Raw genomic sequence first — 26,567 nt, 5'->3', positions numbered from 1 at the left:
CAGTACGTGCACCCCTCCCCGGCGAAGGCCGGGGCCCAGTCACAATGGTCCCTGCAAGCGTTGCACCCCCGCTCTCAGACGGCACCGCTACTGGGCCCCGGCCTTCGCCGGGGAAGAGGGAAGGTGAGGACGCCACCTCGCGCCGACCTCGTTGGGGTATCGCCGGCTTCGGCTGGGTCGCCCGCGACTACATGGCCCCCGCCATCGAAGCCGCCGGCGGCCGAGTCGCCGCGATCGCCGACCCATCTCCGCTCGCCCAAGCCAGCGCCGAGTCCGCCAGCATCTTCGCCTTTGACGACACCGCCGCCATGCTGGCGTCCGGCGAAGTCGACCTGCTCTACGTCGCCACGCCCAACAACGCCCATCTCGGCCCCGTGCTCGCCGCGTGCCGGGCCGGCGTCCCCGTTCTCTGCGAGAAGCCGATCGCCGCCACGCTTGCCGACGCCGAGGCGATCGGCCGCGCGGTGGCGGACAGCGGCGTCCTCTACGGCACCGCTTTCGACCAGCGTCACCACCCCGCGCACCGAGCGATGTGCGACCTGATCGCCGACGGCGCGATCGGCCGCCCGATCGCGGTCAGGATCGTCTACGCCTGCTGGGTCGACCCCCTCTGGTCCGCGGACGGAGGAGGGGCTCCCAACTGGCGCGCCGACCCGCAGGCGGCGGGCGGCGGGGCGGTGATCGACCTCGCGCTCCACGGTCTTGACTTGGCCCAGATGCTCGTCGCCGAGCCGCTGGATCGTCTCCACATCGACCTTCAGCGCCGCATCCACGACTACCCCGTCGACGACGGCGGCGTCCTCTCCGGCCGCACCGCGAGTGGCGTGCTCCTGACGAGTCACGTCGCCTATAACTGCCGCGAACAGCTCCCCCGCCGCCGCCTGGAAGTGCTGGGCGAGCACGGCCTGCTCACCGCGATCGACACCATGGGCCAGACGCCCGGCGGCACCGTGACGCTGGCCCGCGGCAATGAGCAAGAGGACGTTGCGTTCGACCGCGACCTGTCCCCCTTCGCCGCCCAGGCCGCCGCCTTTCAGCGCGCCGCCGGGGGCGAGCCGCACGACTTTTCCGCCGAGCGCGACCTAGAGCTGATGCGCCTGTTCGACCGGGCCTATCAGGAGGCGTTGCGGTGCCTCTGAGCTACTATGCCTGCGCGAACTGCGGCTTCTGGCAGCGCCACTTCGCGCCGCCCGACTGTCCCGTCTGCACCGACACGCGCAACGACCTGCCCGAGGACGGCTGGCGCTTCCTGCCCGAGGAGGAGGTGAGGGCGACCCACACCGGCCAGGCGCGCCAGGTCGCGGACAATCTGTGGGCCTTCACCACCCAGCCCGCGCTGGGCCTCGCCGGCACCGGCTGGCTGATCACCCGCCCGGACGGCAACATCGCCTTCGAAGCCGCGCCCTACTACTCCGACGACATGCTGGACCGCATTCGCGAGCTCGGGGGCGTCGCGATCCTCGCCGCCAGCCACGCCCATGGCTACGGCGCGCTGTTCCAGCTCCAGCGCGCGTTCGACCCCGTGCTCGCCATCCAGCGCGACGACCTGCGCATGACCAAGGCGTTCCGCGTCACCCTGCCGTACGACGACGTGCTGGAGCTCGCCCCCGGCTACACGCTCCACCATGTCGGCGGTCATTACGAGGGTCAGGCCGCGCTCCACGACGCCCCTGGTCGCCGCCTCTTCTGCGGCGACATGTTCAAGATCGACCAGGACGAGACCGGCCGCTCGCACTCGATCAGCAGCCACAAGGCGTTCCACAAGGACATCCCGCTCACCCACGCCGAGCTGCGCCGCTACCGCGACGTGATCGCACCGCTCGACTTCGACGCCGTCCTGACCCCCTTCGAGTACGCCCCCGAGATCGGGCGGTCCCAAGCGCTCGCCGCGCTCGACGAGGGCCTAGCGCGCGCGCCGGGCGTCAAACGTCTTCCCATCGAGGGCCTCGCATGATCCATTCGGACCACCCCGTCCCTGACATCGTCCAGGCGTATATGGACGCCATGCCGCCGGGCGACTGGTTCCTGTTCGACATGAGCCCGCTCGACCGTACGGGCGTTCCCGCCTGGAAGGTCGCGCTCTTCCCCCACGATCCGGAGGCGGCCGGCTGCGAGATGCAGCAGGGCACCGGCTACGGCGAGACGCCCGACCGCGCCATGATCGCCGCCGTCGCCGAGTGTCACGAGGAGGTCCGCGCCCGCCTCGGCTTCGCCAATCTTCGCCAAATAAAGGGCAGCTACAATCAGCTCGTCCGCGAGCGGGGCGGGGAGGGCGTCGCCGACCCGCTCACGCTCTGCCTCCCCGCCGGCTCGCCTGTCGGCCACGACACGCCGCTCCGCTGGGTCGAGGCGCGCCGCTGGTTCTCGGGCGAGCCCGTGCTCGTCCCCGTCGACGTCGCCGCACTCACCGCCGACCACCTGCCCGCCGGCTACGAGCCCTTCACGACGCTCATCACCAACGGCCTGGGCGCCGGTCCGTCGTTGAAGTGGGCGGCGTCGCACGGCCTGTTCGAGTGCCTGCAGCGCGACGGCAACGGCCTGCTCTTCCGCGCGATGGACCTGGGCGTCCACCTGACGTTCGACGAAGCGCTCCCGCCCGAGCTTCAGGCCGCCATCGATCGCGTCGAAGGTGCCGGCATCGAGCTCTTCCCCAAATTCGCCACCGACGAGTTCGGCTTCGCCAACCTTTACGTCGTCGGCGCCGACCGCGATCCGTCCTCGCTCCCCATCCCGATCGCCATGACCGGCGGCGGCGAGGCGTCGGACCTCGACCGCTTCGCGGCGCTCCGCAAGGCCGTGCTCGAATACGCCCACGCCCGCGCGCGCAAGGCGTTCACCTTCGGCCCGCTTGAGCTGATCCAGCCCATCATGCCGCCCGGCTATTGGGAGCGCGTCGAGCCCCGCACCCGCCGCGCCGCCCGCCACACCGAACCGCGCCAGATCGAGGCCTTCCGCCACTGGCTGGAGCTCGACGGCGTCGCCTTGCGCGAGCTCCTCCGCGACCCCGTTTACTCCCTCCGCTCCGATCGCTCGTTCGACAGCATGCCCGCGAGCCTCATCACCGACCCCGCCGAGAAGGGCGACGAGGCCGCCCGCCGCCTCGTCGCCGCCGGCTTCGACCCGCTCATCCTCGATTGGTCGGAGCCGGGCGCGCCCATGCACGCCGCCCGCGTCGTCGTCCCCGGCCTGGAGGTCGAAACGATGAGCTACTACCGCATCGGCGAGCGCAACGCCCAGAAGCTCCGCGACCAGGACAGCCCGCTGATCCGCTGGAACGCCGAGGAGAGCGCCACCTTACGCCCCGTCCGCCTGTCGTCGGTAGCGTACGACCGGCTCGGCGGCGTGCCGTACCTCGACATCGCCGCGGTCGACGCCAAGGTGGGCGGCCTCTACCCCCTCTACCGCGAGCCCGGCGCGCATGAGATGCTCGTCCACATGGAACGCGAGCCCGCATGAGCCTGCGCTACGCCTACAACACCAACGGTGCGGCCAACCACCGGCTCGACGACGCGATCCGGCTCATCGCGGACAGCGGCTACCACGGCGTCGCCCTCACGCTCGACCACCACCACCTCGACCCGTTCGCGCAAGATTGGCGCGTCGAGGCCGAGCGCGTCGCCGCGCTGCTCGCGTCCTTGAACCTCGGCAGCGTGATCGAGACCGGCGCTCGCTACCTGCTCGACTATCGCGAGAAGCACGAGCCCACGCTGCTCAGCCCCGACCCTCACGGCCGCGCCCGCCGCGTCCAGTTCCTCCAGCGCGCGGCCGAGATCGCTGCCATTTTAGGAAGCGAGACGGTCAGCTTCTGGGCCGGCGTCCCCAAGCCCGAGGTCGACCGGAACCAGGCGCGCGACTGGCTCGACCAGGGCCTCGCCCAAGTCTGCGAGCACGCCGAGCGCGTCGGCGTCAGCGTCAGCCTCGAACCCGAGCCCGGCATGCTCGTCGAAACCGTCGGCGACTACGAAACGCTCGCCGCCTTCCACCCGAGCCTCCGCCTCGCGCTCGACACCGGCCACTGCCTCGTCACGCAGGACATCGAGCCCGAGCACGCCATCCACGTCCACGCCTCCAAGCTCGGCACCGTCGCCATCGAGGACATGCGCCGCGGCGACCACACGCACCTGCCCTTCGGGGAAGGGGACATGAACGTCCCCGCGGTGCTCGGCGCGCTGGAGGCGATCGGCTGGACCGGCCTCGTCTGCGTCGAACTCTCCCGCGAGTCCCCCCGCGCACACCAGGCGATCCCGGAGGCGATCGCGTTCCTCAAGAACGTCGAAACTCAACTCGTCACCCCAGCGCAAGCTGGGGTCGTTGCGGGAGAGCGCACCCGGCCCGAACCACGCAATCCCAGCTTGCGCTGGGATGACGAGCGGATGGGGCAGGGCGGCTGATGCGCATCTGCTTCGTCTCCCGCCGCTTCTTTCCCGCGATCAGCGGCATGTCGATCTACGCGCTCAACCTGCTCCGCGAGCTCGTCCGCGCCGGCCACGACGTCACCATGGTCAGCCAATATTACGGCGACCCCGCCCGCCGCGCCGTCTACGGCGGCGGCCCGCCCCCGCCAGTCCGCGGCGTGAAGGTCATCGGCCTGGAGGCGCTGGGCGAGCAGGACGGCGGCGACTTCGAGCGCGACGTGGACTCGATGGTCTTCACCATCATGCGCGAGCATGAGCGGCAGCCCTTCGACATCCTCCACGCGCAATACGGCTATCCCACCGGCTGGGCCACGCTGGTGGCCGCCAAGCGCCTGCGGCTGCCCTGCCTCGTTTCCATCCAGGGCGGGGACGGCCACTGGGTCGGCTCCTGCTGCGAGACGCACAAGGAAGCGATGTGCCGCGTGCTCGAGAACGCCGGCGCGCTGCTCATCGGCGGCCGCAGCTTCGCCGAGGAGGTCCGCGACCGCCTCGGCACCCCCGTCGAGCGCTTCACGATCGTTCCCGGCGCGGTCGATACGAACCGCTTCACGCCGGGCGAGGGGACGGACGGCCCGGTCCGCCTCCTATACCACGGCCGCGTCGACCGTCGGAAAGGCGTGCTCGACTTTCTGGAGGCGCTGCCCGACGTGCCCGGCGCGTGGCACGCGACCGTGTCGGGCATCGGTCCCGACGTCGCCGCCGCGCACGCGCTCGCCGAGGCGTTGAACCTGCACGAGCGCGTCACCTTCACCGGCTATGCCGAGTACGAAAACGTCCCCGATCTCTACCGCCGCCACGACGTGTTCGTCTCGCCCACCTATGCGGAAGGGTTCTCGAACACGATCCTGGAAGCGATGGCGAGCGGCCACGCCGTACTCTCCTGCCGCTCGGTCGGCGTCGTCGACTGCCTGCGCGACGGCGAGAACGGCCTGCTGACCGACCCAGGCGACGTTCCCGCGCTCGCCGTGGCGCTCACCCGCCTCGTCCAGGACGCGCCCCTACGCGAACGCCTCGCCGCCGCCGCGCTGGAAGAATGCCGCCGCGTCTACAGCTGGACCGCCGTCGGCCGCCAGATCATGGGCGTGTACGAGGAGCTGCACGGCCGGCCCCCTGCGCTCGGCTTCTCCGAAGAGCTGCCGATCACGCCCTGCCGCTTCCGCGCCGAACCGCACCTTCTGTGAAGCCCCGCCTAGTCGCCGTCTCGCCGCACTTGGACGACGCGGCCTTCTCCGCCGGCGGCACGCTCGCCCACTATGCCCGCGACGGCGGCGGGGTGACGGTGGTCACCTGCTTCACCGGCAACGTGGCGCAGCCCCGCGGCTTCGCGCTGGCCTGCCAGCTCGACAAGGGCCTCGGCCCCGAGGTCGACTACATGGCGCTCCGCCGCGGCGAGGACGAACGCGCCTGCCAGGTGATCGGCGCCACCCCCGTCCACCTGCCGTTCCTCGAAGCGCCGCACCGCGGCTACGAGAGCGCCCCCGCGCTGTTCGGCCGGCGGCTCGCGACCGACGACATGGCCGACCGCCTCGCCCCCGAGCTGGCCCGCTTGGTCGAGGGCGCGACGCTGATCCTCGGCCCGCTCGGCATCGGCGACCATGTCGACCACCACATCGTCCGCGAGGCGCTGGAGCGTGTCGCCGACGCCGAGCGCCTCTGCCTTTGGGAGGACTGGCCCTATCTCGACCGCGCCGAGCGCGTACCGCCCGATCCCGACTGGATCGTCGATCTCGACCACGAACTCACGGCCAAGCGCATCGCCATGTGCGCCGCCTACGAAAGCCAGCTCGGCTTCCAATTCGGCGGCCGGGAAGCGATGGAGGAGCGCCTGGCCCGCATCGAACAGGAGCGCTTCCACGCGATCCCCGCGCCGTACCCGCGAAAGACATAACTGCCTACTTCCGTTCGCGCTGAGCTTGTCGAAGCGCCGTCCTTCTCTCTAGGGCGCTTACGATCAACGGAGTACGCCCATGAAGACCCGCGCCGCCGTCGCTTTCGCCGCGAAGCAGCCGCTCGAGATCGTCGAACTCGACCTCGAAGGCCCTAAGCCCGGCGAGGTGCTGGTCGAGATCATGGCGACGGGCATCTGCCACACCGACGCCTACACGCTTGACGGCCTCGACTCCGAAGGCATCTTCCCCAGCATCCTCGGCCACGAGGGCGCAGGGATCGTGCGCGAGGTGGGCCAAGGGGTCACCTCCGTGAAGCCCGGCGACCACGTGATCCCGCTCTACACCCCCGAGTGCCGTCAGTGTAAGTCGTGCCTCAGCGGCAAGACCAACCTGTGCACCGCGATCCGCGCGACGCAGGGCAAGGGCTTGATGCCCGACGGCACTTCGCGGTTCAGCTACAGGGGCCAGCCCATCTTCCACTATATGGGCTGCTCCACCTTCTCGAACTTCACCGTCCTGCCCGAGATTGCGGTGGCCAAGATCCGCGACGACGCGCCGTTCAAGACCAGCTGTTATGTCGGCTGCGGCGTCACCACCGGCGTCGGTGCGGTGGTCAACACGGCACGCGTGCAGGTGGGCGAGAACGTCGTCGTGTTCGGCCTCGGCGGCATCGGCCTCAACGTCATCCAGGGCGCGCGGCTCGCCGGCGCGGGCAAGATCGTCGGCATCGACATCAACCCCGACCGCGAGGAATGGGGCCGCCGCTTCGGCATGACCGACTTCCTGAACACCAAGGGCATGAGCCGCGAGGAGATCGTCGCCAAGGTGGTCGAGCTGACCGACGGCGGCGCGGACTACAGCTTCGACGCGACGGGCAACACCGACGTGATGCGCACCGCACTCGAATGCTGCCACCGCGGCTGGGGCACGAGTATCATCATCGGCGTGGCGGAGGCCGGCCGCGAGATCGCGACGCGCCCCTTCCAGCTCGTGACGGGTCGCAACTGGCGCGGCACCGCGTTCGGCGGCGCCAAGGGCCGCACCGACGTGCCCAAGATCGTCGACTGGTACATGGAGGGAAAGATCGCCATCGACCCAATGATCACGCACGTGCTGACGCTCGACGATATCAACAAGGGCTTCGACCTGATGCACGCGGGCGAGAGCATCCGGTCGGTGGTCGTCTATTAAAGGAGCAGGAACGATGTTCAATCACATCATGGTCGGATCGAACGACCTCGATCGGTCCAAGACCTTCTACGACGCGGTGCTGGGCACGCTCGGCTTCTCCGGCGAGCCGCTCCGCAATGTCGCGCCGAGCGGGCACGTGCGGCTCTTCTATCGCCACAACGGCGGCACTTTCTGCGTGTCGGAGCCGATCAACGGCGAGCCCGCCAGCGTCGCGAACGGCGGCACGATCGGCTTCAAGGCCGACTCGCCCGAGCAGGTGAAGCGATTTCACGACGCGGCGGTCGCGCATGGCGGCACGTCGGCCGAAGACCCGCCGGGGCTGCGCGAGGGCGCGCTCGGGTCGATGCACCTGAGCTATGTTCGCGATCCCGACGGCAACAAGCTCTGCGCGATCCACCGTCCCGCCGCATGACGTTCGAGACCCTCTCCACCAGTAGAGCGCACGGCGGCGTCCAAGGCGTGTACAGGCACCAGTCCGCCGTGACGGGTACGCCCATGACGTTCAGCGTCTTCATGCCTCCGCACGAGCCGGGCGCGAAGCTGCCTGTGCTCTGGTACCTGTCCGGCCTCACCTGCACGCACGCCAACGTGACGGACAAGGGTGAGTACCGCGCCGCCTGCGCCGAACACGGCCTGATCTTCGTCGCGCCCGACACGAGTCCGCGAGGCGAGGGCGTGCCGAACGACGACGCCTACGATTTCGGTCAGGGCGCCGGCTTTTACGTCGACGCCACGGAGGAGCCTTGGTCGCGGCACTTCCACATGCGGACCTACATCGAACGCGAGCTGCCCGAGCTGATCGCGAGGGAGTTCCCCGCCGACATGGCGCGACAGGGCATCACCGGCCACTCGATGGGCGGCCACGGCGCGCTCACGGTCGGCCTGCGCAACCCCGACCGCTTCCGCTCCGTCTCCGCCTTTGCGCCCATCGTCGCGCCCGCCCAGGTTCCCTGGGGCGAGAAGGCGCTTGCCGGCTATCTCGGCCCCGACCGCGCCCGCTGGGCCGAGTACGACGCCGTGTCGCTGATCATGGCCGGCGCGCGCGTCCCCGAGCTGCTCGTCGACCAAGGCGACGCCGACCAGTTTCTTGGCCAGCAGCTCCGCCCCGAGCTCCTGCGCGACGCCTGCGAGGCCGCCGGCATCCCGCTGACGCTGCGCATGCAGCCCGGCTACGACCACAGCTACTACTTCATCAGCACCTTCATGCCCGACCACATCCGCTGGCACGCGGAACGGCTAAAGGGCTGATCACTCCGCATCCACCCCCTCCTCGTCACCCCGGACTTGTTCCGGGGTCCATCGTCGTCCGCGCATGCCGGCTGGATCGTGCGCACGACGATGGATGGCGGAACAAGTCCGGCATGACGAAGAGGGAAGTCGGATAGGTCAGCCAGCGTAGATCCGGTCCAGCACCCGGCTCACCGCCACGATCCTCTCCGCCGCCGGATCGAACCGCACGCCCTCGCTCAACCGCCGCGCCCAGTCCGCCGCCGCACGTCCGCCCCACTCGTCCGGCGACCCCGCCAGCGTCTCGCGCGCCGTTCCCCGGAACCGCAGCGCCTCGAAGTCGTAGAAGCTCCCGCCCACGTTCCGAAAGCTCGCGCCCCCGCCCGTGCCGTAAAAGGTCGCCCCGATCTCCGCGTCCACGCCCGCGTTCACCCGCCAAGAACACGCCAGCCGCACCGCCGCGCCGCCGATCCGCATCTGCGCCACCGCGTAATCCTCGACCGCGTTCCCGCTCAGCGGCTCCCCGCCCGCGAACAGCTGCGCCGCGACCTCGTCGGCCGCATCCGCGCCCAAGGTCCACATCGCGAGGTCGACCAGGTGCACGCCCAGATCCATCACGCACCCGCCGCCCGACTGCGCCCGGTCGTAGAACCACGGCTTGTCCGGCCCGTAGGCGTTGTGGAACGTCAGATCGACCGCGAATACCCGGCCCAGCTCGCCCGAGCGCACCAGCTCGGCGATCGCCCGTATGCCCGCCGTGTGCCGGTAGGAGAAGTCCACATCGAGCAGCCGGTCCGCCCGCCGCGCTGCCTCGACCACGCGCGCAGCTTCGGCCGCGTCTCGCCCCAGCGGCTTCTGACAGAACACCGCCGCGCCCGCCTCCAGCGCCCGGATCGACTGCTCCGCATGCAGCGCCGACGGCGTCGCGATCACCACCCCGTCCAGCCCCAGCTCGAGCATCGCATCGAGCCCGTCCACGACCGCGGCCGCCGGCGCGAGCTTCACCGCCTCCGCCACCATCTCCGGCGAAGGATCCGCGACCGCCGCCGCCTCGACCAACCCGGTCGCAAGCATCGCCTCCATGCGATGCCGCCCGATCCAGCCCACGCCGAGAAAGCCGATCCGCGGTTTTGTCATGTCACATCCTGATCGTCACCCCAGCGAAAGCTGGGGTCGTTGTGGGAGTGGGCACCCGGCCCGAACCACGCGATCCCAGCTTTCGCTGGGATGACGGGTCGGGACGGGTAAGGGTGGTCAGTAGGTGATCAACGCCTTCACGAACCCGTCCGGCTTGTCGCGCGTCGCCTCCAGCGCCTCGCCCAGCCGGTCAAGCGTGTAGCGGTGCGTGTACAACGGCTCCGGATCGAGCCGACCCGACGCGACCGCCTCCACCGCTTCGCGCAGTCCCCGCATCTGCACCTCCGGATCGCGCTCGTGCGCGTTGGCGACGTCGATGCCCTTCCAGTTCCACATCTGCATCGACACCTGCCGCGGCCCGTCCTGATGGTAGCCCGCGATCACCAGCCGTCCGCCCTCGGCCACCAGCTCGCCCGCGAGGTCGAGCGGCCACTGCTTGCCCACCGCCTCGACCACCCGCTCGCAGCCCTTGCCGCCCGTCAACTCCTGCACGCGCGAGATGATCGCGTAGTGGTCGTGCATCGGGATCGTCTCGGCCGCGCCGTACTGACGCGCCAGCTCCAGAGACGACTCGCGCCGCGAAATCGCGATCACCCGCGCGCCGGCGTCCGTCGCCAGCCGGCACAGCACCGCGCCGAGAAACCCGATCCCCACAATCGCCACCGTCTGCCCGGCCTGCACGTCCGCGCGCCGAAAGATGTTAAACGCGCACCCCAGCGGTTCGCCGGGAAAGGGCCGACCGGCGAGCGCGTCCGGCAGCTTCACGACCATCTCGGCCCTCGCGACGTCGTACTGCGCGTAACTCTTGCCCGACAGCGCCGCCACGCGGTCGCCTACCGCCAGCCCGTCGACGCCCGGTCCGACCGCGTCGACCACGCCCCAGCTCTCATGCCCCATGCCGCCCGGCTCGCCGGGGAAGGTGGACCAGGGCTGGCCCTCGTACGGCTCGACGTTGGACGCGCACACGCCGCATCCCTCCAGCCGGATGCGCACCTCGCCCGGCCCGGGCTGCGGCACGGCCACCTCGTGCACCCGCATCGTCGCCGGCGCCTCGAGCACGGCGGCCTGCATCGTTCCGTTCACAAAACAACCTTTCAGGGGAAAACGCGTTGAGCTTCTACTCTGGATGGGAAAGCAGATGACCGATCATCACCCGCCGCCCGGCATGACGGAGACGCTGGCGGAGAATATCGAACGCCTCACCAAGCGCCGCCGCCGCGAGATCGCCGAAGCGCCGATCACCGACCGCGTCGCCGACCGCATTACCGGCTTCACCGGCTCCATGACGTTCGTGCTCATCCATCTCGTCCTGTTCGGCGGCTGGATCGTCGCGAACCTCGGCTGGACGCCGCTTCCGCCCTGGGACCCGAGCTTCGTCGTCCTCGCGATGATCGCGTCGGTGGAGGCGATCTTCCTGTCCACCTTCGTGCTCATCAGCCAGAACCGCATGGCCGCCGCCGCCGACCGCCGCGCCGACCTCGATCTCCAGATCAGCCTCCTGACCGAGCACGAGCTGTCCAAGCTCGCCGTCGTGGTGGCCGCGATGGCGGAGAAGCTCGGCGTCCACGCCGACACGCCCGACCTCCGTGAGATCGAGGAGAATGTGAACCCGGAAGTCGTGCTCGACGCGATCGAGGCGAACGAGATCAAGCCGTAGCTCACTCCGCCGCCGCGGCCGCCGACTGCGCAGGCGCATACCGCTCGATCGCCCACGCGCAGAAATCCGCGAACCGCTGCGGCTCCTGCGCCGGCGACGTATGGTGCGGCGCCAGCCCCAGATGCTCGGGCGTGAAGCAGAAAGTCAGCGTCACGTCGAACTCGGCCAGCGCGTCCATCTGCCGATCGAACCAGTCGGTGGCATTGGGCCGAAAGCTGTCCGCCCAGCTCAAGCCGGTCCGCAGCTTGCGCGTGCCGAGCTTGCGCATCCACTCCACCGCGCTGTCGAGCCGCGGGTCCTCAAAGTGGAACCACTGCATCAACCCCATCTCGCCCGCCACGCGCGCATACTCGTCCAGCGCCGGCTTCGGCGTCCCGTCCGCGCGGATCAGGCCCATGTAAAAATGCCGGTAGTAGCTCGACCCCTCCGCCTCGCGGTGACGCGTGGTAGCGCCCCACTCCATCGGCAGGTCGAACAGCGAGTACCAGAAGATCCGCGGCACGCGCCCGACCAGGAGCTCGGCGGTCTTGCTCATGCCGAACACCTGCACCTCCTCCGCGCCGAACGAGCCGACGCCGACCTCCGTCACCCAGACGGGCTTGTCGGTGACCGCCTCGATCTCCGCGATCTTCTCGGGCCATTGGTGGATCGTCCACAGGTTCCAGTCGAGCGGAAAGCCGTGCACCGCGATCACGTCCACGTGATCCAGCGCGCCGTGTCCTTCCATGCGCTGCACCCAGAGCGGGTCGATCGGCGACATGCCGCCCAGCACCCGCGGCAGCGTCGGGTTCACCGCCCGGATCGCGGTTCCGGCCAGGCGTACATGCTCGGCGAACTTGCTCCAATCGGGATCGAGCTCCGGGTCCCAATGGGACTTGTTGTTGGGCTCGTTCCAGATCATCGCCGCTTCGATCAACTTTTTCCTCCTGCCGGATACACCGCGAACGGTCCCCACTCGCCGTAAGGCCTTTGTTCCACGCGGCAAAGATAAACGTCGTCCGCCGGCCGGGACACGACCGAGAAGCCCGCGCTCCTGAGCATCGCCTCCGAGCACGCTCGGTTCGGCGCCCACCAATTGGTCCAGTCGTCCGCGAACCGCCGCTCGATGAAGTGCATCTTGGGGTAGCGCGGATCGTCGAAATAGCGCGGCTGCACGTACGTGCCCGGCTCGAAAAACGGGTGGTTCTCCGGCACGTCCATCACGTCCTTCGACCCCTGCTGCATCGTCTGGAACAGCATCAGGTCGCCCGCGACATGCTCACGGATAAGGTCGAGCGCCAGCAGCGGGTGCCGCAGGTGGTAGAGCACCCCCATGAACACCACGAGGTCGAACGTCTCGCCGATCGCGCCCACGTCGTACACGTCGAGCTTGCGGAACTCGACCCCCGTGAAGTCCAGCGCGTCGCACACCAGCCGCGCCTGCTGCAGGTAGCGCTCATCCGCGTCGATCCCGAGCACGCGCTCGGCCCCGCGTCGTTTCATTTCAACGGAGTAGAAGCCGGCGTTGCAACCGATATCGAGCACCGACTTGCCCGAGAGGTCGGCCGGCAGCGCGTCCGCGAAGGTCTCGAACTTGAACCGGGGATAGTCGCCCAGGAAATGCTCGGGCGCGGTCGTTAGCCCGCCCGGCAGCTCAATATTGTGGAACCAGGGCGCGAGCGCCTCAACCTCGTCCCGGAGCGTACTAGTCGCCAATCAGTCCTCCCTTTTTCTTCTTGCCTTCGTCACCCCGGACTTGGCCCGGGGTTCATCGTGGTCCGCGCACACCGAGCGGATCGCTCGCACGACGATGGATGCCGGAACAAGTCCGGCATGACGGCGGGTAGGCGGCTCGGTGTTCAAGCGCCAAGCCCCTCATTCAACGCTACCAGCTTCGCACCCCAGTCGCCCCACACCAACGTCGTCGCCGACGCCGGACCGATATCGAACCGCGAGTAGCCGCCGAGGTCGAGCCCCAGCACATGCGCCACCGCCGCGCGGATCATGTCCGCGTGGGACACGAGCACCACCGTCTCGCCATCATGCTCGGCCGCGACCGCCGCCAGGTGCGCCACGATCCGCGCCTGCGCCTCGCCCATGCTCTCGCCGCTCGGCGGCCGCGCCGTCGCCCGCTCGGCGTTCCAGTAGTCCCAGTCGGGGTCGCCATTCAGCTCCTCGAACGGGGTGCCCGTCCACTTGCCAAAGTCGATCTCTACCAGCGCGTCCGCCCGCTCAATCCCGACCCGCGCCGCGTCGGCGATCGCGATTGCCGTCCGCTCCGCGCGCTCGATCGGGCTGGTCTGCACCAGCGCCGGCCGTCGCTCCGCCAGCACGGCCGCGAGCCGCATCGCCTGCGCGCGCCCGGCCTCGCTCAGCGGCACGCCCGGCGTCCGCCCCGACAGGATCTTGTTGAGGTGCACGTGCGCGGCATGCCGCACCAGGATAAGCGTCGCCGCCAACTATGTCCCCCCGTGGTCGTCCCCGTCCGCGGACCGCGGCTGTGGCGGCAAAGACGCTTCGAAGCCGCCCCGGTTCCAGCTTCTTCTACTTACGAGGAACAAAGAAGAAGAAGCTTCGTTACGCTTCCGTGGCAATAAAGGGGGCTGCGTCGACAACATGACTCAATCGGTGGTGAGTCGCAAGGTAACCGGAACACAAGCCGTTGAGGCGCTCGCATGAGCGAGACCGTTCTCGTCACCGGCGGCGCCGGGTTCATCGGCCGTTTCGTCGTCCAGGAGCTGCTTGAGCGCGGGCACAAGGTCCGCGTGCTCGACAGCCTGATCGAGCAGGTCCACGGGCATGTGGACGGCTCCAAAATGCTTGATCCGGAGGCCGAGCTGATCCGCGGCGACGTCCGCGACGGCGACGCGGTCGCCGGAGCCCTGGCGGGAGTCGACTCGGTCGTCCACCTCGCCGCCGAGGTCGGCGTCGGTCAGTCGATGTACGAGGTCGAGCGCTACACCTCGACCAACGACGTCGGCACCGCCGTGCTGTTCGAACGGCTGATCGACAAGCCCGTGCGCCGCGTCGTCACCGCCTCCTCCATGTCGATCTACGGCGAGGGGCTCTACCGCGATCGGGACGGAAATCTCGTCGAGGACGCCGAGCGCAAGGGCTTACGCGACGGCCTCTCCAACTGGGAGCCGGTCGACGGCCAGGGCCGCCCGCTCGACCCGGTCGCGACGCCCGAATGGAAGCGTCCCGCGCTCTCGTCCATCTACGCGCTCAACAAATACGTCCAGGAGCGCACCACGCACATCATGGGCGAGCCCTACGGCATCGAGAGCGTGTGCCTGCGCCTGTTCAACGTCTACGGTCCCGGCCAGGCGCTCTCCAATCCCTATACGGGCGTGCTCGCCATCTTCGCCTCGCGGCTCCTCAACGGCCAGCAGCCGATGATCTTCGAAGACGGCGAGCAGCGGCGCGACTTCGTGCACGTCACCGACGTGGCGCGCGCCTTCGCCGACTCGCTCTTCCTGCCGGAGGCCAAGGGCGGCACGTTCAACATCGGCTCCGGCCAGGACCGTTCGGTCACCGAGGTCGCCCACTCGCTCGCCCGCGCGATGGGCAAGAACGACATCGCGCCGCAGATCGTCGGCAAGGCGCGCATCGGCGACATCCGCCACTGCTTCTGCGACACGAGCCTCGCCGCCCGCACCATCGACTTCCGCGCCCGCCAGGACTTCGAGGCGGGCCTCGCCGAATTGGCCGAATGGGTCGCGCACCAGACCGCCGAGGATCGCGTCGAGAAGATGCGCGCGGAACTGGAAGCAAGAGGGCTGGTCGCGTGAGCGCCCTTTTCGTCGCAGTCCTCCCCCGCATCATAGATGCGGGGGAGGGGGACCGCCGGCCCGTTTGGGCCGGTGGTGGAGGGGGAGCGACGGGATGCGGCATCGCCCAGCACCCCCTCCACCACTCGCTACGCGAGCGGTCCCCCTCCCCCGCTGAAGCGGGGGAGGAATAAGATGGACGCCCCCATCCTCATCACCGGCGGCGCGGGCTTCATCGGCTCCAACCTCGCCGACCGCCTCCTCGCCGACGGCCACCGCGTCCGCCTCTACGACGCGCTCGCCCGCGCGGGCGTCGAGCGCAACGTCGAGTGGCTGAAATCCCGCCACGGCGACCGCGTCGAGCTGGTCCGGGCCGACATCCGCGACAAGGCGGAGCTCACCCGCGCCGCGTCGGACGCGCAGGCGGTGTTCCACCTCGCCGCGCAGGTGGCGGTCACCACCTCGATGCTCGACCCGGTCGAGGATTTCGAGGTCAACATCCTCGGCACGCTCAACCTGCTCGAAGCATTGCGGGCGAGGGGCGGGGCCGTGCCCCTGATCTTCGCGTCCACCAACAAGGTCTATGGCGACCTCGCCGACCTCGACTTCCGCCTCGACGGCGACACCTATGTCCCCGTCGACGCCGACGTCCGCGATCACGGGATAGGGGAGGATCGGCCGCTCGACTTCCACACGCCCTATGGCGTGTCGAAGGGGGCGGCCGACCAATACGTCCTCGACTACGCCCGCAGCTTCGGCGTGCCCACCGCGGTCATCCGCATGAGCTGCATCTACGGCCGCGGCCAGATGGGGACCGAGGACCAGGGCTGGGTCGCGCACTTCCTGATCCGCGCGCTGGAGGGCAAGCCGATCACGCTCTACGGCGACGGCTGCCAGGTCCGCGACATCCTCGACGTCTCCAACGCGGTCGACGCCTACGTGCAGGCGTGGCGCCGCATCGACGAGGTGAAGGGCCGCGCGTTCAACCTCGGCGGCGGACCGGAGAACGCGGTCTCGCTCCGCCGGCTGCTGGAGCACATCGCCGACATCACCGGCCGCGAGGTCGACCTGTCGCTCGCGGACTGGCGCGCGGGCGACCAGCGCTACTTCGTCGCCGACAGCCGCCGGGCGGACGCGGCGCTGGCGCTCCAGCCCAAGGTCCCGTGGCGCGAAGGCGTCGCAAACCTCGCCCGCTGGCTCGCGGAGGAGCGCCGCCTCAACATCGCCGTCCCCGTGCTGCAGGCCGCCGAATGACCACGCGCCTCCTCATGACCGCGGACGCGGTCGGCGGCGTCTGGCAATACGCGACCGAGCTGGCCGCGGCGCTGGTCCCGCACGGCGTCGAGACCACGATCGCGGTGCTGGGACCGGCGCCGAGCGCGGAGCAGCTCGCCGACCTTTATGCGGGGGCGGAGGCGCAAGCGCGTCTTTCGCCCCACTCAATCCGTCACCCCGGCCTTGAGCCGGGGCCCATGCGCGGCACTCGCGTTCGTGAAGGTGCTGTCGAACAAGCGGACGCGCGTGGATGCCGGATCAAGTCCGGCATGACGGAAACGGTGGGAGCCGGCGGGGTGCGGGTCCTCCCCACCGACCTCCCCCTCGACTGGCTCGCCGCCGGCCCCGACCCCGTCCTCGCCGCCGGCCAGGCGCTCGCCGACCTCGCCCGGGACCTCCGCGCCGACATCGTCCACCTCAACTCCCCCACGCTCGCCGCGCGGGCCCGCTTCGCCCAGCCCGTCGTGGCGGTCGCGCACGGCTGCGTCGCCACCTGGTGGCGCGCCGCGAACGGCTGCGCCCCCGACCCGGCCTATGCGTGGCAGGCTGACCTGATGCGCGCCGGCCTCCTCGCCGCCGACGTCGCGGTCGCGCCCAGCATCAGCTTCGCCGCCGACCTCCAGGCCACCTACGCGCTCCCGACCGCGCCGCTCGCGATCCACAACGGCCGCACCCCTCTTGCTCCCTCTCCCCTCTGGGGCGCATCAGGTCGGTCAGCCTCCCAGGCTGACCTAAACCGTCCGGGGGACGGTTTACCTGATGCGGGCCGGGGAGAGGGGCAGTACGTGAAGCCCGCCGCGCACGCCTTCACCGCCGGCCGTCTCTGGGATCGCGTCAAGGGAACCGCCATCCTCGACCGCGTCGCCCAGCGGCTCTCCGTCCCGCTCCGCGCCGCCGGTGCCTTGACCGGTCCGCATGGCGAGACCGTCGCGCCCGAGCATCTGACGCTGCTCGGCAACCTGTCCGCCCCCGCGCTCGCCGCCGAGCTCGCGCGCCAGCCCGTGTTCGTCTCGGCCGCGACCTTCGAGCCGTTCGGCCTTGCCGTGCTCGAGGCTGCGCAGGCCGGCTGCGCGCTCGTGCTGTCCGACATCCCGACCTTTCGCGAGCTGTGGGACGGTGCGGCGCTGTTCGTACCCGCCGATAACGATGCAGCTTACGTTGCTGTAATCGAGGAACTTATCGCCGATCCGATCCAGCGCGAGGCGCTCGGCCAGGCCGCGCTCCGCCGCGCCGCCCGCTACACGCCGGAGGCGACCGCGGCGGCGATGGCCGACATCTACGCCCGCCTATCCCCGGCGCGAAAGGCGGCCGCATGAAGATCGCCTATTTCACGCATTCGTTGGCGAGCTGCTGGAACCACGGCAACGCCCACTTCCTGCGCGGCGTCCTCCGCGAACTGATCGCCCGCGGCCACGACGTCCGCGCCTATGAGCCGGAAGGGAACTGGAGCCTTTCCAACCTCCTGGCCGACGCAGGTGAGACGGGATTGCAGGCGTACCGGACCGCTTATCCGGAGCTCTCCTCCACCAGCTTCGCGCCGGACGCACACCCCGAGACGCTGATCGGCGACGCCGACCTCGTGATCGTTCACGAGTGGAATGAGCCCGCGCTCGTCGCGGAGATCGGTCGGCTGCGCAGGGCGGGCGGTCAATTCTTATTGCTCTTCCATGACACGCACCACCGCGCCGTGTCCGATCCTGACGCGATCCGCGCCTTCGACCTGTCCGGCTATGACGGCGTCCTCGCCTTCGGTGAGACGCTGTCCGAGGTGTATCGCCGCTGGGGCTGGGGAGGGCGCGTCTGGACCTGGCACGAGGCCGCCGACACGCGCCTCTTCCACCCGCCCGCCGTCGAGCGGGATCGCGAAGGCGTCGTCTGGATCGGCAATTGGGGCGACGGCGAGCGCACCGCCGAGCTCGAGCGCTTCCTGTTCGCGCCGACGCGGGATACCGGAACGCCACTCGATGTTTACGGCGTGCGTTACCCGGACCAAGCCCGCGCGACGCTCGCGCGATTTGAGGCGCGCTATCATGGATGGACGCCAAACGCCTCTGCGCCCGGCATTTTCGCCCGGCATATGGCAACCGTCCACGTCCCCCGCCGCTATTACGCCACCATCCTCCCCGGCATCCCCACCATCCGCGTCTTCGAAGCGCTCGCCTGCGGGATTCCCCTGATCTCAGCACCTTGGGCCGACAGCGAAGGCCTGTTCCGGCCCGGCGACATCCTCTGGGCCCAGGACGGGGACGCCGTTGCGCGGCACCTTCGTGCACTTCGCGCCGACCCCGACCTCCGCGCCGCCCTCGTCGCGAGCGGCCTCCAGACGATCCGCGCCCGCCACACCTGCGCCCATCGCGTCGACGAGCTCCTCGCCGTCGTCGCCCAGCTCTCCTCATCCAAGAAGGACGCCGCGTGAAACTAGCCTTTTACGGCTCCAGCCTGCTCTCATCCTACTGGAACGGCGCCGCGACCTATTATCGCGGCGTCCTCCGCGCGCTGGCGGGGCACGGCTACGACATCACCTTCTACGAACCCGACGCCTTCGACCGCCAGCAGCACCGCGACATCGACCCGCCGCCCTACGCCAAGGTCGTCGTCTACCCGGCCACCGCGGACGGCCTCGCGTCCGTCCTCGCCGAAGCGCCCCGCGCCGACATCGTCGTCAAGGCGAGCGGCGTGGGCGTGTTCGACCGCGAGCTGATCGAAGGCGTGGTGCGCCATGCCCGTCCCGACGCGCTCAAGCTGTTCTGGGACGTCGACGCCGCCGCCACGCTCGACGAGATGCGTGGGGCGCCCGATCATCCAGTGCTCCGCGCGCTTCCCGATCTCGACATGGTGCTCACCTATGGCGGCGGCCCGCCCGTGGTGGACGCCTACACCGGCTTCGGCGCGGCCGAGTGCGTGCCCGTCTACAACGCGCTCGATCCCGATACCCACCACCCGGTCGGCCCCGACCAGCGCTTCGCCTGCGACCTCGCCTTCCTTGGCAACCGCCTGCCCGACCGCGAAGCGCGCGTGGAGGAGTTCTTCCTCCGCCCCGCCGCCATGCTCGCGGATCGTAAGTTCCTGATCGGCGGCAATGGCTGGGAGACGAAGCAGATGCCGGCCAACGTCCGGCACCGCGGCCATGTCTACACGGCCGAACACAACGCGTTCAACTGCACGCCCAGCGCCGTGCTGAACGTCGCGCGCGACTCGATGGCGAATATCGGCTTCAGCCCCGCCACCCGCGTGTTCGAAGCCGCCGGCGCCGCCGCCTGCCTCATCACCGACGCGTGGGAGGGGATCGAGCAGTTCCTGATCCCCGACGAGGAGGTGCTCGTCGCCCGCGACGGCCAGGACGTCGCCGACCACCTGGCGCAGCTTACGCCCGACCGCGCCCGCGCCATCGGCCAAGCCGCGCTCCGCCGCGTGCTGGCCGAGCACACCTACGAGTTGCGCGGTCGCCAGGTCCACGCGCTGTTCCGGCAACACCTCGCCCGCGAACGGAAGGCGGCATGAAGCTCGTCGTCCTCGGCCTCTCGCTCAGCTCCTCCTGGGGCAACGGCCACGCGACCACCTATCGCGCGCTCCTGAAGGCGTTCGCCGCGCGCGGCCATGACGTGCTGTTCCTGGAGCGCGACGTCCCCTGGTATGCCAGCCAGCGCGACCTCGCCGACCCCGCCTATTGCCGCCTGGAGTTCTACGACAGCGTCGGGGACCTGGACCGCTGGTCGCGCGAGGTGGCCGCCGCCGACGCGGTGATCGTCGGATCCTACGTCCCCGACGGGGTCGCGGTCGGCCGCTGGGTGCAGGCGCGCGCGCAGGGCGTGACCGCCTTTTACGACATCGACACGCCCGTGACGCTCGCCAAGCTCGCGCGCGGCGATTTCGAGTATCTCTCGCCCGACCTCATTCCGGGCTACGATCTGTACCTGTCCTTCACCGGCGGCCCGACGCTCGAGCGGCTGGAGCGGGAGCACGGCTCGCCCGCCGCCTGCGCGCTCTACTGCTCGGTCGACGAGGAGGCGTACCGCCCGGCGGACGCGGCCGTGCGTTGGGACCTGTCCTACCTCGGCACCTACAGCGCCGACCGCCAGCCCACGCTCGAACGCCTGCTCGTCGAGACCGCGCGTGCGCGGCCGGACAAGAAGTTCGTCGTCGCCGGTCCGCAATATCCGAACGGGATCGACTGGCCGGCGAACGTCGACCGCATCGACCATCTGCCGCCCTCGGAGCACGCCGCCTTCTACTCCGCGTCCCGGTTCACATTGAACGTAACACGTGCCGATATGATCGCCTCCGGCTGGTCGCCCTCCGTCCGCCTGTTCGAGGCGGCCGCGTGCGCCACGCCCATCATTTCCGACCTGTGGGACGGGTTGGATACGCTGTTCACCCCGGGCCGCGAGATAGTGCTCGCCCGATCGGCGGATCAGGTCGCGGACGCGCTCGACCGGCCGGACGCCGCCGAACTCGGCGAGGCCGCCCGCACGCGCGTGCTCGCCGCCCACACCGCCGGTCATCGCGCCGCCGAGCTGGAGGAGCACCTGCTCGCCGCGCGCGCCCGAACGTTACCGCGGACCAGCGCGGCCGCATGAGAAAAGAAAAAGGAGAGAAGGCCATGGCGAGGTCCGAGAGCGAGCTGATCCTGGTGGCGGGCGGCGCGGGTTTCATCGGCTCGCACCTGGTGGCGCGGTTGCTGGACGAGGGCAGGGAGGTGCTCTGCCTCGACAACCTCCAGACCGCGCGGCCCTCCAATCTCCGCCTGCTCCAGGGCAGGCCCGGTTTCCGCTTCGTCGAGCACGACATCGTGCTGCCCCTGCCCGAGACGGTGACGGCCCAGGCGCACCGAATCACGCGCGTCTACAACCTCGCCTGCGCCGCCTCGCCGCCGCAGTATCAGGCGGACCCCGAGCACACGATGCTGACCAACGTCGTCGGCACGCACCACCTACTCCGACTGGCGGAGAAGGCCGGCGCGCGCTTCCTGCTGACCTCGACGAGCGAAGTGTACGGCGATCCGGAAGTGCACCCGCAACGCGAGGACTATCGCGGCTGGACAAGCTGCATCGGTCCGCGCTCCTGCTACGACGAAGGCAAGCGCGCCGCCGAGGCGCTGACCTTCGACTACGCCCGCATGGACCGCGCCGAGATCCGCGTGGCGCGCATCTTCAACACCTACGGCCCGCAGATGCACCCGGACGACGGCCGCGTCGTCTCCAACCTCATCTGCCAGGCGCTCTCCGATCGGCCGATCACCATCTACGGCGACGGCTCGCAGACGCGGTCCTTCTGCTACGTGTCCGACATGGTGGATGGGCTCATCCGGCTCATGGAGGCCGAGGATCCCGCGCTGCGGCAACAGCCGGTAAACCTCGGCAACCCGGTCGAGCTCACCGTGCGCGACCTCGCGGACCGCGTCGTCGAGATGACCGGCACCCGCAACCAGGTCGTCTACCTGCCCCTGCCACAGGACGATCCCCGCCGCCGCCGCCCCGATATCGGCCGCGCCGCCGAGCTGCTCGGCTGGACGCCGGTCGTGACGCTCGAGGAGGGTCTGCAGAAGACCTGCGCCTGGTTCGCCGACGAGCTCGCCATGGATCGCGAGGTGCTCGCGGCGGAGTGAGGATCACGCCCGCCGCTGCGGCGTTGACGCTCTCCGAAGGAGTGACGTCATGAAAGAGCACAGCGGCAACGGCAAGGCGAACAACAACGATCTCGATCCCACGCTCGACGAGCACAAAATGGCCGGTGGCCATCGCGAGCCGACGCGCGTGCCCGGAGCCGAGGACCGGATCGGCCAGCCCCTCGAGCCCGGCACTAAGATGCGCCAAGCGGAGCGGGGCAGGGGCGAGACCGGCCCGAATACCCCCGCCGCGCCGATCGACATCGACTAGCGTCCGTATGCCCCATCACCCCGGCCGCGAGCCGGGGTGATGGGCTCGCGCACTACCTCGCCCTGATCGCGTCCAACGTCGTTCCTGGCGTGATTACCTCCACGTCCGTCCTCAGGTCCAGCAGCCGCACGCCCGGTTCCGCCATCGCGCGCTCCAGCGCCGGCGCGAACTCCTCCGTGCGCTCCACCGTCTCGGCGTAAGCGCCGAATGCGCGCGCCAGCGCTGCGAAGTCGGGATTGTGGAGCCCCGTCCCAGACACCCGGCCCGGAAACTCGCGCTCCTGGTGCATGCGGATCGTGCCGTACGCGCCGTTGTCGATCACCAGCACCAGCATCGACGCGCCGTACTGGACCGCGGTCGCCAGCTCCTGTCCGTTCATCAGGAAGTCGCCGTCCCCCGCCAGCGCGACGACCGTCCGTTCCGGATGCCGGAGCGACCCCGCCACCGCAGCCGGCACGCCGTACCCCATCGCTCCCGCCGTCGGCGCGAGTTGCGTACCCGGCCCGGCATAGCGCCAGTAGCGGTGCCACCATCCCGAGAAGTTGCCCGCCCCGTTGCAGATGATCGTGTCCGCAGGCAGCCGCTCGCGCATCGCGGCGACGCACGGACCCAGATCAAGCGCGACGCCCTCGCGCGGGCGGGGCGTGGACCAGTCCAGCCACTCCGCATGGGCGTCGGTTCCGGTGGAGAAGGGCTCCACGTCGATCGCCAGCACCGCATCCGCGAACTCGGCCATCCCCGCGCAGATCGCCACGTCGGCGCGATAGGCGCTGTTCAACTCCTCGGGGTCGGGATGAACGTGCACCAGCCTCTGCCCAGGATGATCCGGCGTGACGAGCTGATAACCGTCCGTCGTCGCCTCGCCGAGCCGCGGTCCCACGACGAGGAGCAGGTCGGCGTCGCGTACGCGCTGCACCAGCTTAGGATTAGGTCCATAGCCCAGATTGCCCGCCCAGACCGCGCAGTCGTTCGGCACCGCGTCCTGCCGCCGGAACGCCGCGGCGACGGGTATGCCGGACCGCTCCGCCCAATGCGCGAAATCGCTCGCCGCCCTCGCGTTCCAGCCTGCCCCGCCGATAATAGCCATCGGCCGCTCCGCCCCGCCGACCAGCCCGCCCAAGTCGCACATCGTTATGGGGTCGCAGGCCTGGACGGCGCGTTCCACCCGCGGCCGGTCTACCGCCTTCACCTGGTCCAGCAGCATGTCCTCCGGCAGCGCCAGCACCACCGGCCCCGGCCGCCCGTTCATCGCCGTCGCGTAAGCCCGCGCGACATATTCCGGGATGCGCCGTGCATCGTCGATCCGCGCCGCCCACTTCGCCAAGGGCGCGAACATCGCCTGGAAGTCGATCTCCTGGAACGCCTCGCGGTCGCGCGTGCCGCGGTCGACGTCGCCGATGAACAGGATCATCGGCTGGCTGTCTTGACGCGCCACATGCACCCCGATCGACGCATTGGTCGCCCCCGGGCCGCGCGTCACGAAAGCGACGCCCGGCCGCCCGGTCAGAGTCCCGTCGGCGCAGGCCATGAAGGCGACCCCGCCTTCTTGCCGACACACCACGGTCTGGATTTCAGGCACGTCATGCAGCGCGTCGAGTACGGCCAGGAAGCTCTCGCCCGGTACGGTGAAGATGCGCTCGCAACCCTGGATCACCAGCTGATCGACTAACATCCGTCCGCCCGTACGCATCCGCATCCTCCCGCTTTCTTCTCCGGCCCGCATCGCCTAGCCCGGGACGAAGGGCAAGGAGAGGCTATGTACGACTTCACCACCGTCGCGTCCGGCCTGCGCTTTCCCGAAGGACCCGTCGCTATGTCGGACGGGAGCGTCACCTTGGTCGAGATCGCCGCCGGCCGCGTCACACGCGTCCAGCCGGACGGCTCGACCGAGACCGTCGCCGAGCCCGGCGGCGGACCGAACGGCCTCGCGCTCGGGCCTGACGGCAAGCTCTACTGCTGCAACAATGGCGGCTTCCGCTACGCCGAATTGGGTGACCTGCTCATCCCGCATGGCCAGCCCGACGACTATTCCGGCGGCCGGATTGAGCGCATCGACTTGAGCACGGGTCATGTCGAGACGCTTTACAAGGACGGCGACTTCGGCTGCACGCTCCGCGGCCCCAACGACCTGGTGTTCGACGCTCACGGCGGCTTCTGGTTTACGGACCATGGCAAGAACCGCGAGCGAACCCGCGATATCACGGGCATTTTCTACGCCCGAGCCGATGGCGGCTCGCTGTGCGAGGTGATTTTCCCATCCGAGAACCCGAACGGCATCGGCCTCTCGCCCGACGGTCGCTGCCTCTACGCCGCCGAGACCTACACCTGCCGCCTGCGCGCCTACGACGTCCTCGCGCCCGGAGAGGTCGACACGACGCCGGCGCTCGGCGGCCCCGGCGTGCCGCTCTACCGGCCCGGCGGCTACAAGTTCTTCGACTCGCTTGCGGTCGAGGAGAACGGCAATATTTGCGTCGCCACCATCGGTGAGTGCGGCATCAGCGTCGTCAGCCCGGAAGGCGAGTTGGTCGAGTTCGTGCCGACCGACGACCCGTTCACCACCAACATCTGCTTCGGCGGCGAGGACATGCGCGACGCATACATTACGCTGTCCGGCACCGGCCGGCTGGTGAAGTGCCGCTGGCCGCGCCCGGGCCTCAGGCTCGCGCACCAGTGACGTACCGCGCCGTCATCTTCGACTTCGGCGGCGTCGTTACGACCTCGCCGTTCGAAGCGTTCAACCGCTTGGAAGGCGAGCGCGGCCTGCCCCGCGACCTGATCCGCCGCATCAACGCCGCCGACCCGGACTCGAACGCCTGGGCCCGCTTCGAGCGCGCGGAGATCGACGCCGCCATGTTCGACCGGCTGTTCTCGGAAGAGGCGGCCCGGCTCGGCCACGAGTTGCGCGGGAGCGACGTGCTCGCGGTGCTCGCGGGCGACATCCGCCCGCGCATGGTCGCCGCGATCGATCGGCTGAAGGCGCACGGCTACGCGCTCGGCTGCATCACCAACAACGTGCCCGCGGACATGCACGGCGACCCCACCAAGGCGCAGGCGGTCGCCGCCGTCCTCGCCCGCTTCGACCGGGTAATCGAGTCGAGCAAAATCGGCGTCCGCAAGCCCGACCCGCGCATCTATGCTATGATGACCGACGCGCTCGGCGTGCCCGCGGCGGAGTGCGTGTACCTCGACGACCTCGGCATCAACTGCAAACCCGCTGCGGCGATGGGCATGGCCGCGATCAAGGTGTCGGGAGAGGAGCAGGCGCTCGAAGAGCTGGAACGGGTGCTGGGTGTCGAGCCGGGCGCGCTCAGAACCTGAACCGCCATTCACCTTGACGCGTTCGCCCGCGCGTCGCTATCGCCGCGGCCCAGGAGGGACGCCGCATGAACAAGCTCTACCCCCACGCCGCCGCCGCGCTCGACGGGTTGCTCCACGACGGCATGACGATCTGCGCGGGCGGCTTCGGCTTATGCGGCATCCCGGAGCGGCTGATCGACGCCATCCAGGCGAGCGGCGTTACCGGCCTGACGATCGCCTCCAACAACGCCGGCATCGACAATGAAGGGTTGGGCAAGCTGCTCCGCTCGCGCCAGGTCAAGAAGATGATCTCGTCGTACGTCGGCGAGAATAAGGAGTTCGAGCGCCAGTACCTGTCCGGCGAGCTGGAGGTGGAGTTCTGCCCGCAGGGCACGCTCGCCGAGCGCTGCCGCGCGGGCGGCGCAGGCATCCCCGGCTTCTACACCAAGACGGGCGTCGGCACGCTGGTGGCCGAGGGCAAGGAGGTGAAGATCTTCGACGGCGAGGAGTATATCCTCGAGCGCGGCATCCGCGCCGACCTGTCGATCATCAAGGGCTGGAAGGCCGACGAGAGCGGCAACCTGGTCTTCAGAAAGACCGCGAGGAACTTCAACCAACCCATGGCGACGGCTGGGAAGATCTGCGTCGCCGAGGTGGAGGAGGTCGTACCCGTCGGCAGCTTCGACCCCGACTGCATCCACTTGCCTGGCATCTACGTGAAGCGCATGATCGTCGGCGCGCCGTACGAAAAGAAGATTGAGTTTCGCACCGTCCGTGAAAGGGAGGCGGCGTAACCGCCGTGACGGGCGCACTCGCTCTCATCGTAGCGTTGGCGAGTGTGCAGCAGCCGACCG

Annotated in this window: 27 protein-coding genes; 21 read left to right on the top strand and 6 right to left on the bottom strand. The window is 69.6% G+C overall.

Going from position 1 to position 26,567, the window contains the following annotated elements; translation table 11 throughout:
- Positions 1 to 158: 158 nt before the first annotated feature.
- The 9 genes from CKY28_RS04505 (at position 159) to fghA (ending at position 8,743) form a co-directional block, all read left to right on the top strand.
- Entirely contained in the window at positions 159 to 1,139 is a 981-nt protein-coding gene (locus CKY28_RS04505; RefSeq protein ID WP_281253222.1) for a Gfo/Idh/MocA family protein, read from the top strand.
- Entirely contained in the window at positions 1,130 to 1,954 is an 825-nt protein-coding gene (locus tag CKY28_RS04500; protein ID WP_095997152.1) for an MBL fold metallo-hydrolase, read from the top strand. Before CKY28_RS04505 ends, CKY28_RS04500 begins: the two co-directional genes overlap by 10 nt.
- Entirely contained in the window at positions 1,951 to 3,456 is a 1,506-nt protein-coding gene (locus CKY28_RS04495; RefSeq protein WP_095997151.1) for a YcaO-like family protein, read from the top strand. The genes CKY28_RS04500 and CKY28_RS04495 overlap by 4 nt, the downstream gene beginning before the upstream one ends.
- On the top strand, positions 3,453 to 4,391 hold the full coding sequence (locus CKY28_RS04490; RefSeq protein ID WP_095997150.1) for a sugar phosphate isomerase/epimerase family protein: 939 nt from the start codon (positions 3,453 to 3,455) through the stop codon (positions 4,389 to 4,391). Before CKY28_RS04495 ends, CKY28_RS04490 begins: the two co-directional genes overlap by 4 nt.
- Entirely contained in the window at positions 4,391 to 5,596 is a 1,206-nt protein-coding gene (locus tag CKY28_RS04485; protein WP_095997149.1) for a glycosyltransferase family 4 protein, read from the top strand. The genes CKY28_RS04490 and CKY28_RS04485 overlap by 1 nt, the downstream gene beginning before the upstream one ends.
- Positions 5,593 to 6,303 (top strand): PIG-L deacetylase family protein, encoded by a 711-nt coding sequence (locus tag CKY28_RS04480; RefSeq protein WP_095997148.1) that lies wholly within the window; start codon positions 5,593 to 5,595, stop codon positions 6,301 to 6,303. Before CKY28_RS04485 ends, CKY28_RS04480 begins: the two co-directional genes overlap by 4 nt.
- 79 nt (positions 6,304 to 6,382) lie before the next feature.
- Positions 6,383 to 7,495 carry an S-(hydroxymethyl)glutathione dehydrogenase/class III alcohol dehydrogenase gene (locus CKY28_RS04475; protein WP_095997147.1) on the top strand — a complete coding sequence of 371 codons (1,113 nt, stop codon included), beginning with the start codon at positions 6,383 to 6,385 and terminating at the stop codon, positions 7,493 to 7,495.
- Positions 7,496 to 7,508: 13 nt separating this feature from the next.
- Entirely contained in the window at positions 7,509 to 7,907 is a 399-nt protein-coding gene (locus CKY28_RS04470) for a VOC family protein (protein WP_095997146.1), read from the top strand.
- The gene (gene fghA, locus CKY28_RS04465; RefSeq protein ID WP_095997145.1) at positions 7,904 to 8,743 is read left to right on the top strand and encodes an S-formylglutathione hydrolase; all 840 of its coding nucleotides are present in this window, start codon (positions 7,904 to 7,906) and stop codon (positions 8,741 to 8,743) included. Before CKY28_RS04470 ends, fghA begins: the two co-directional genes overlap by 4 nt.
- 138 nt (positions 8,744 to 8,881) lie before the next feature.
- Here fghA and CKY28_RS04460 read toward each other — a convergent pair whose 3' ends face one another.
- Positions 8,882 to 9,859, bottom strand: coding sequence for a Gfo/Idh/MocA family protein (locus tag CKY28_RS04460; protein ID WP_095997144.1), 978 nt, complete (start codon positions 9,857 to 9,859; stop codon positions 8,882 to 8,884).
- A 117-nt stretch (positions 9,860 to 9,976) separates the two neighbouring features.
- On the bottom strand, positions 9,977 to 10,942 hold the full coding sequence (locus tag CKY28_RS04455) for an MDR/zinc-dependent alcohol dehydrogenase-like family protein (RefSeq protein WP_342747132.1): 966 nt from the start codon (positions 10,940 to 10,942) through the stop codon (positions 9,977 to 9,979).
- Positions 10,943 to 10,997: 55 nt separating this feature from the next.
- Here CKY28_RS04455 and CKY28_RS04450 point away from each other — a divergent pair, with 55 nt between their 5' ends.
- Complete coding sequence (locus CKY28_RS04450) at positions 10,998 to 11,516, top strand: DUF1003 domain-containing protein (RefSeq protein ID WP_217989541.1); 519 nt, start codon at positions 10,998 to 11,000, stop codon at positions 11,514 to 11,516.
- A gap of 1 nt (position 11,517) precedes the next feature.
- Here CKY28_RS04450 and CKY28_RS04445 read toward each other — a convergent pair whose 3' ends face one another.
- From CKY28_RS04445 to CKY28_RS04435, 3 genes are all read right to left on the bottom strand, one after another.
- Positions 11,518 to 12,432, bottom strand: coding sequence for a glycosyl hydrolase (locus CKY28_RS04445; protein ID WP_095997141.1), 915 nt, complete (start codon positions 12,430 to 12,432; stop codon positions 11,518 to 11,520).
- A complete protein-coding gene (locus CKY28_RS04440) occupies positions 12,429 to 13,211 on the bottom strand; it encodes a TIGR04290 family methyltransferase (RefSeq protein ID WP_095997140.1) in 783 nt (260 codons plus the stop codon). Before CKY28_RS04440 ends, CKY28_RS04445 begins: the two co-directional genes overlap by 4 nt.
- A 143-nt stretch (positions 13,212 to 13,354) precedes the next feature.
- Positions 13,355 to 13,954 carry a histidine phosphatase family protein gene (locus CKY28_RS04435; RefSeq protein ID WP_095997139.1) on the bottom strand — a complete coding sequence of 200 codons (600 nt, stop codon included), beginning with the start codon at positions 13,952 to 13,954 and terminating at the stop codon, positions 13,355 to 13,357.
- Positions 13,955 to 14,170: 216 nt separating this feature from the next.
- Between CKY28_RS04435 and CKY28_RS04430 the strand changes: the two genes are divergently transcribed.
- From CKY28_RS04430 to CKY28_RS04395, 8 genes are all read left to right on the top strand, one after another.
- Positions 14,171 to 15,286, top strand: a complete 1,116-nt coding sequence (locus CKY28_RS04430) for an SDR family NAD(P)-dependent oxidoreductase (RefSeq protein ID WP_095997138.1) — start codon at positions 14,171 to 14,173, stop codon at positions 15,284 to 15,286.
- Between the two features lie 174 nt (positions 15,287 to 15,460).
- Complete coding sequence (locus CKY28_RS04425; protein WP_095997137.1) at positions 15,461 to 16,519, top strand: SDR family NAD(P)-dependent oxidoreductase; 1,059 nt, start codon at positions 15,461 to 15,463, stop codon at positions 16,517 to 16,519.
- Complete coding sequence (locus CKY28_RS04420; protein WP_095997136.1) at positions 16,516 to 17,856, top strand: glycosyltransferase family 4 protein; 1,341 nt, start codon at positions 16,516 to 16,518, stop codon at positions 17,854 to 17,856. The genes CKY28_RS04425 and CKY28_RS04420 overlap by 4 nt, the downstream gene beginning before the upstream one ends.
- Entirely contained in the window at positions 17,853 to 18,956 is a 1,104-nt protein-coding gene (locus tag CKY28_RS04415) for a CgeB family protein (RefSeq protein WP_095997135.1), read from the top strand. Before CKY28_RS04420 ends, CKY28_RS04415 begins: the two co-directional genes overlap by 4 nt.
- On the top strand, positions 18,953 to 20,041 hold the full coding sequence (locus tag CKY28_RS04410; protein WP_095997134.1) for a CgeB family protein: 1,089 nt from the start codon (positions 18,953 to 18,955) through the stop codon (positions 20,039 to 20,041). The genes CKY28_RS04415 and CKY28_RS04410 overlap by 4 nt, the downstream gene beginning before the upstream one ends.
- Positions 20,038 to 21,117 carry a CgeB family protein gene (locus tag CKY28_RS04405; protein WP_095997133.1) on the top strand — a complete coding sequence of 360 codons (1,080 nt, stop codon included), beginning with the start codon at positions 20,038 to 20,040 and terminating at the stop codon, positions 21,115 to 21,117. Before CKY28_RS04410 ends, CKY28_RS04405 begins: the two co-directional genes overlap by 4 nt.
- Positions 21,118 to 21,140: 23 nt before the next feature.
- Complete coding sequence (locus tag CKY28_RS04400) at positions 21,141 to 22,145, top strand: UDP-glucuronic acid decarboxylase family protein (RefSeq protein WP_095997132.1); 1,005 nt, start codon at positions 21,141 to 21,143, stop codon at positions 22,143 to 22,145.
- Between the two features lie 49 nt (positions 22,146 to 22,194).
- The gene (locus CKY28_RS04395) at positions 22,195 to 22,416 is read left to right on the top strand and encodes a hypothetical protein (RefSeq protein ID WP_095997131.1); all 222 of its coding nucleotides are present in this window, start codon (positions 22,195 to 22,197) and stop codon (positions 22,414 to 22,416) included.
- A gap of 52 nt (positions 22,417 to 22,468) precedes the next feature.
- On the opposite strand, the gene CKY28_RS04390 is transcribed toward CKY28_RS04395, so the two are convergent.
- Positions 22,469 to 24,112 carry a thiamine pyrophosphate-binding protein gene (locus tag CKY28_RS04390; RefSeq protein WP_095997130.1) on the bottom strand — a complete coding sequence of 548 codons (1,644 nt, stop codon included), beginning with the start codon at positions 24,110 to 24,112 and terminating at the stop codon, positions 22,469 to 22,471.
- A gap of 60 nt (positions 24,113 to 24,172) precedes the next feature.
- Between CKY28_RS04390 and CKY28_RS04385 the strand changes: the two genes are divergently transcribed.
- From CKY28_RS04385 to CKY28_RS04375, 3 genes are all read left to right on the top strand, one after another.
- The gene (locus tag CKY28_RS04385) at positions 24,173 to 25,090 is read left to right on the top strand and encodes an SMP-30/gluconolactonase/LRE family protein (protein WP_095997129.1); all 918 of its coding nucleotides are present in this window, start codon (positions 24,173 to 24,175) and stop codon (positions 25,088 to 25,090) included.
- Complete coding sequence (locus CKY28_RS04380) at positions 25,087 to 25,734, top strand: HAD-IA family hydrolase (RefSeq protein ID WP_095997128.1); 648 nt, start codon at positions 25,087 to 25,089, stop codon at positions 25,732 to 25,734. Before CKY28_RS04385 ends, CKY28_RS04380 begins: the two co-directional genes overlap by 4 nt.
- A 65-nt stretch (positions 25,735 to 25,799) precedes the next feature.
- Complete coding sequence (locus CKY28_RS04375) at positions 25,800 to 26,507, top strand: CoA transferase subunit A (protein WP_095997127.1); 708 nt, start codon at positions 25,800 to 25,802, stop codon at positions 26,505 to 26,507.
- Positions 26,508 to 26,567: the final 60 nt, after the last annotated feature.

Origin of the sequence: Sphingomonas lenta, from assembly GCF_002288825.1 — a bacterium.
GTDB classification, from domain to species: Bacteria; Pseudomonadota; Alphaproteobacteria; order Sphingomonadales; family Sphingomonadaceae; genus Sphingomonas; species Sphingomonas lenta.
Note: the sequence above shows the minus strand (reverse complement) of the source record. Positions and strands in the feature narration are given on the sequence as shown.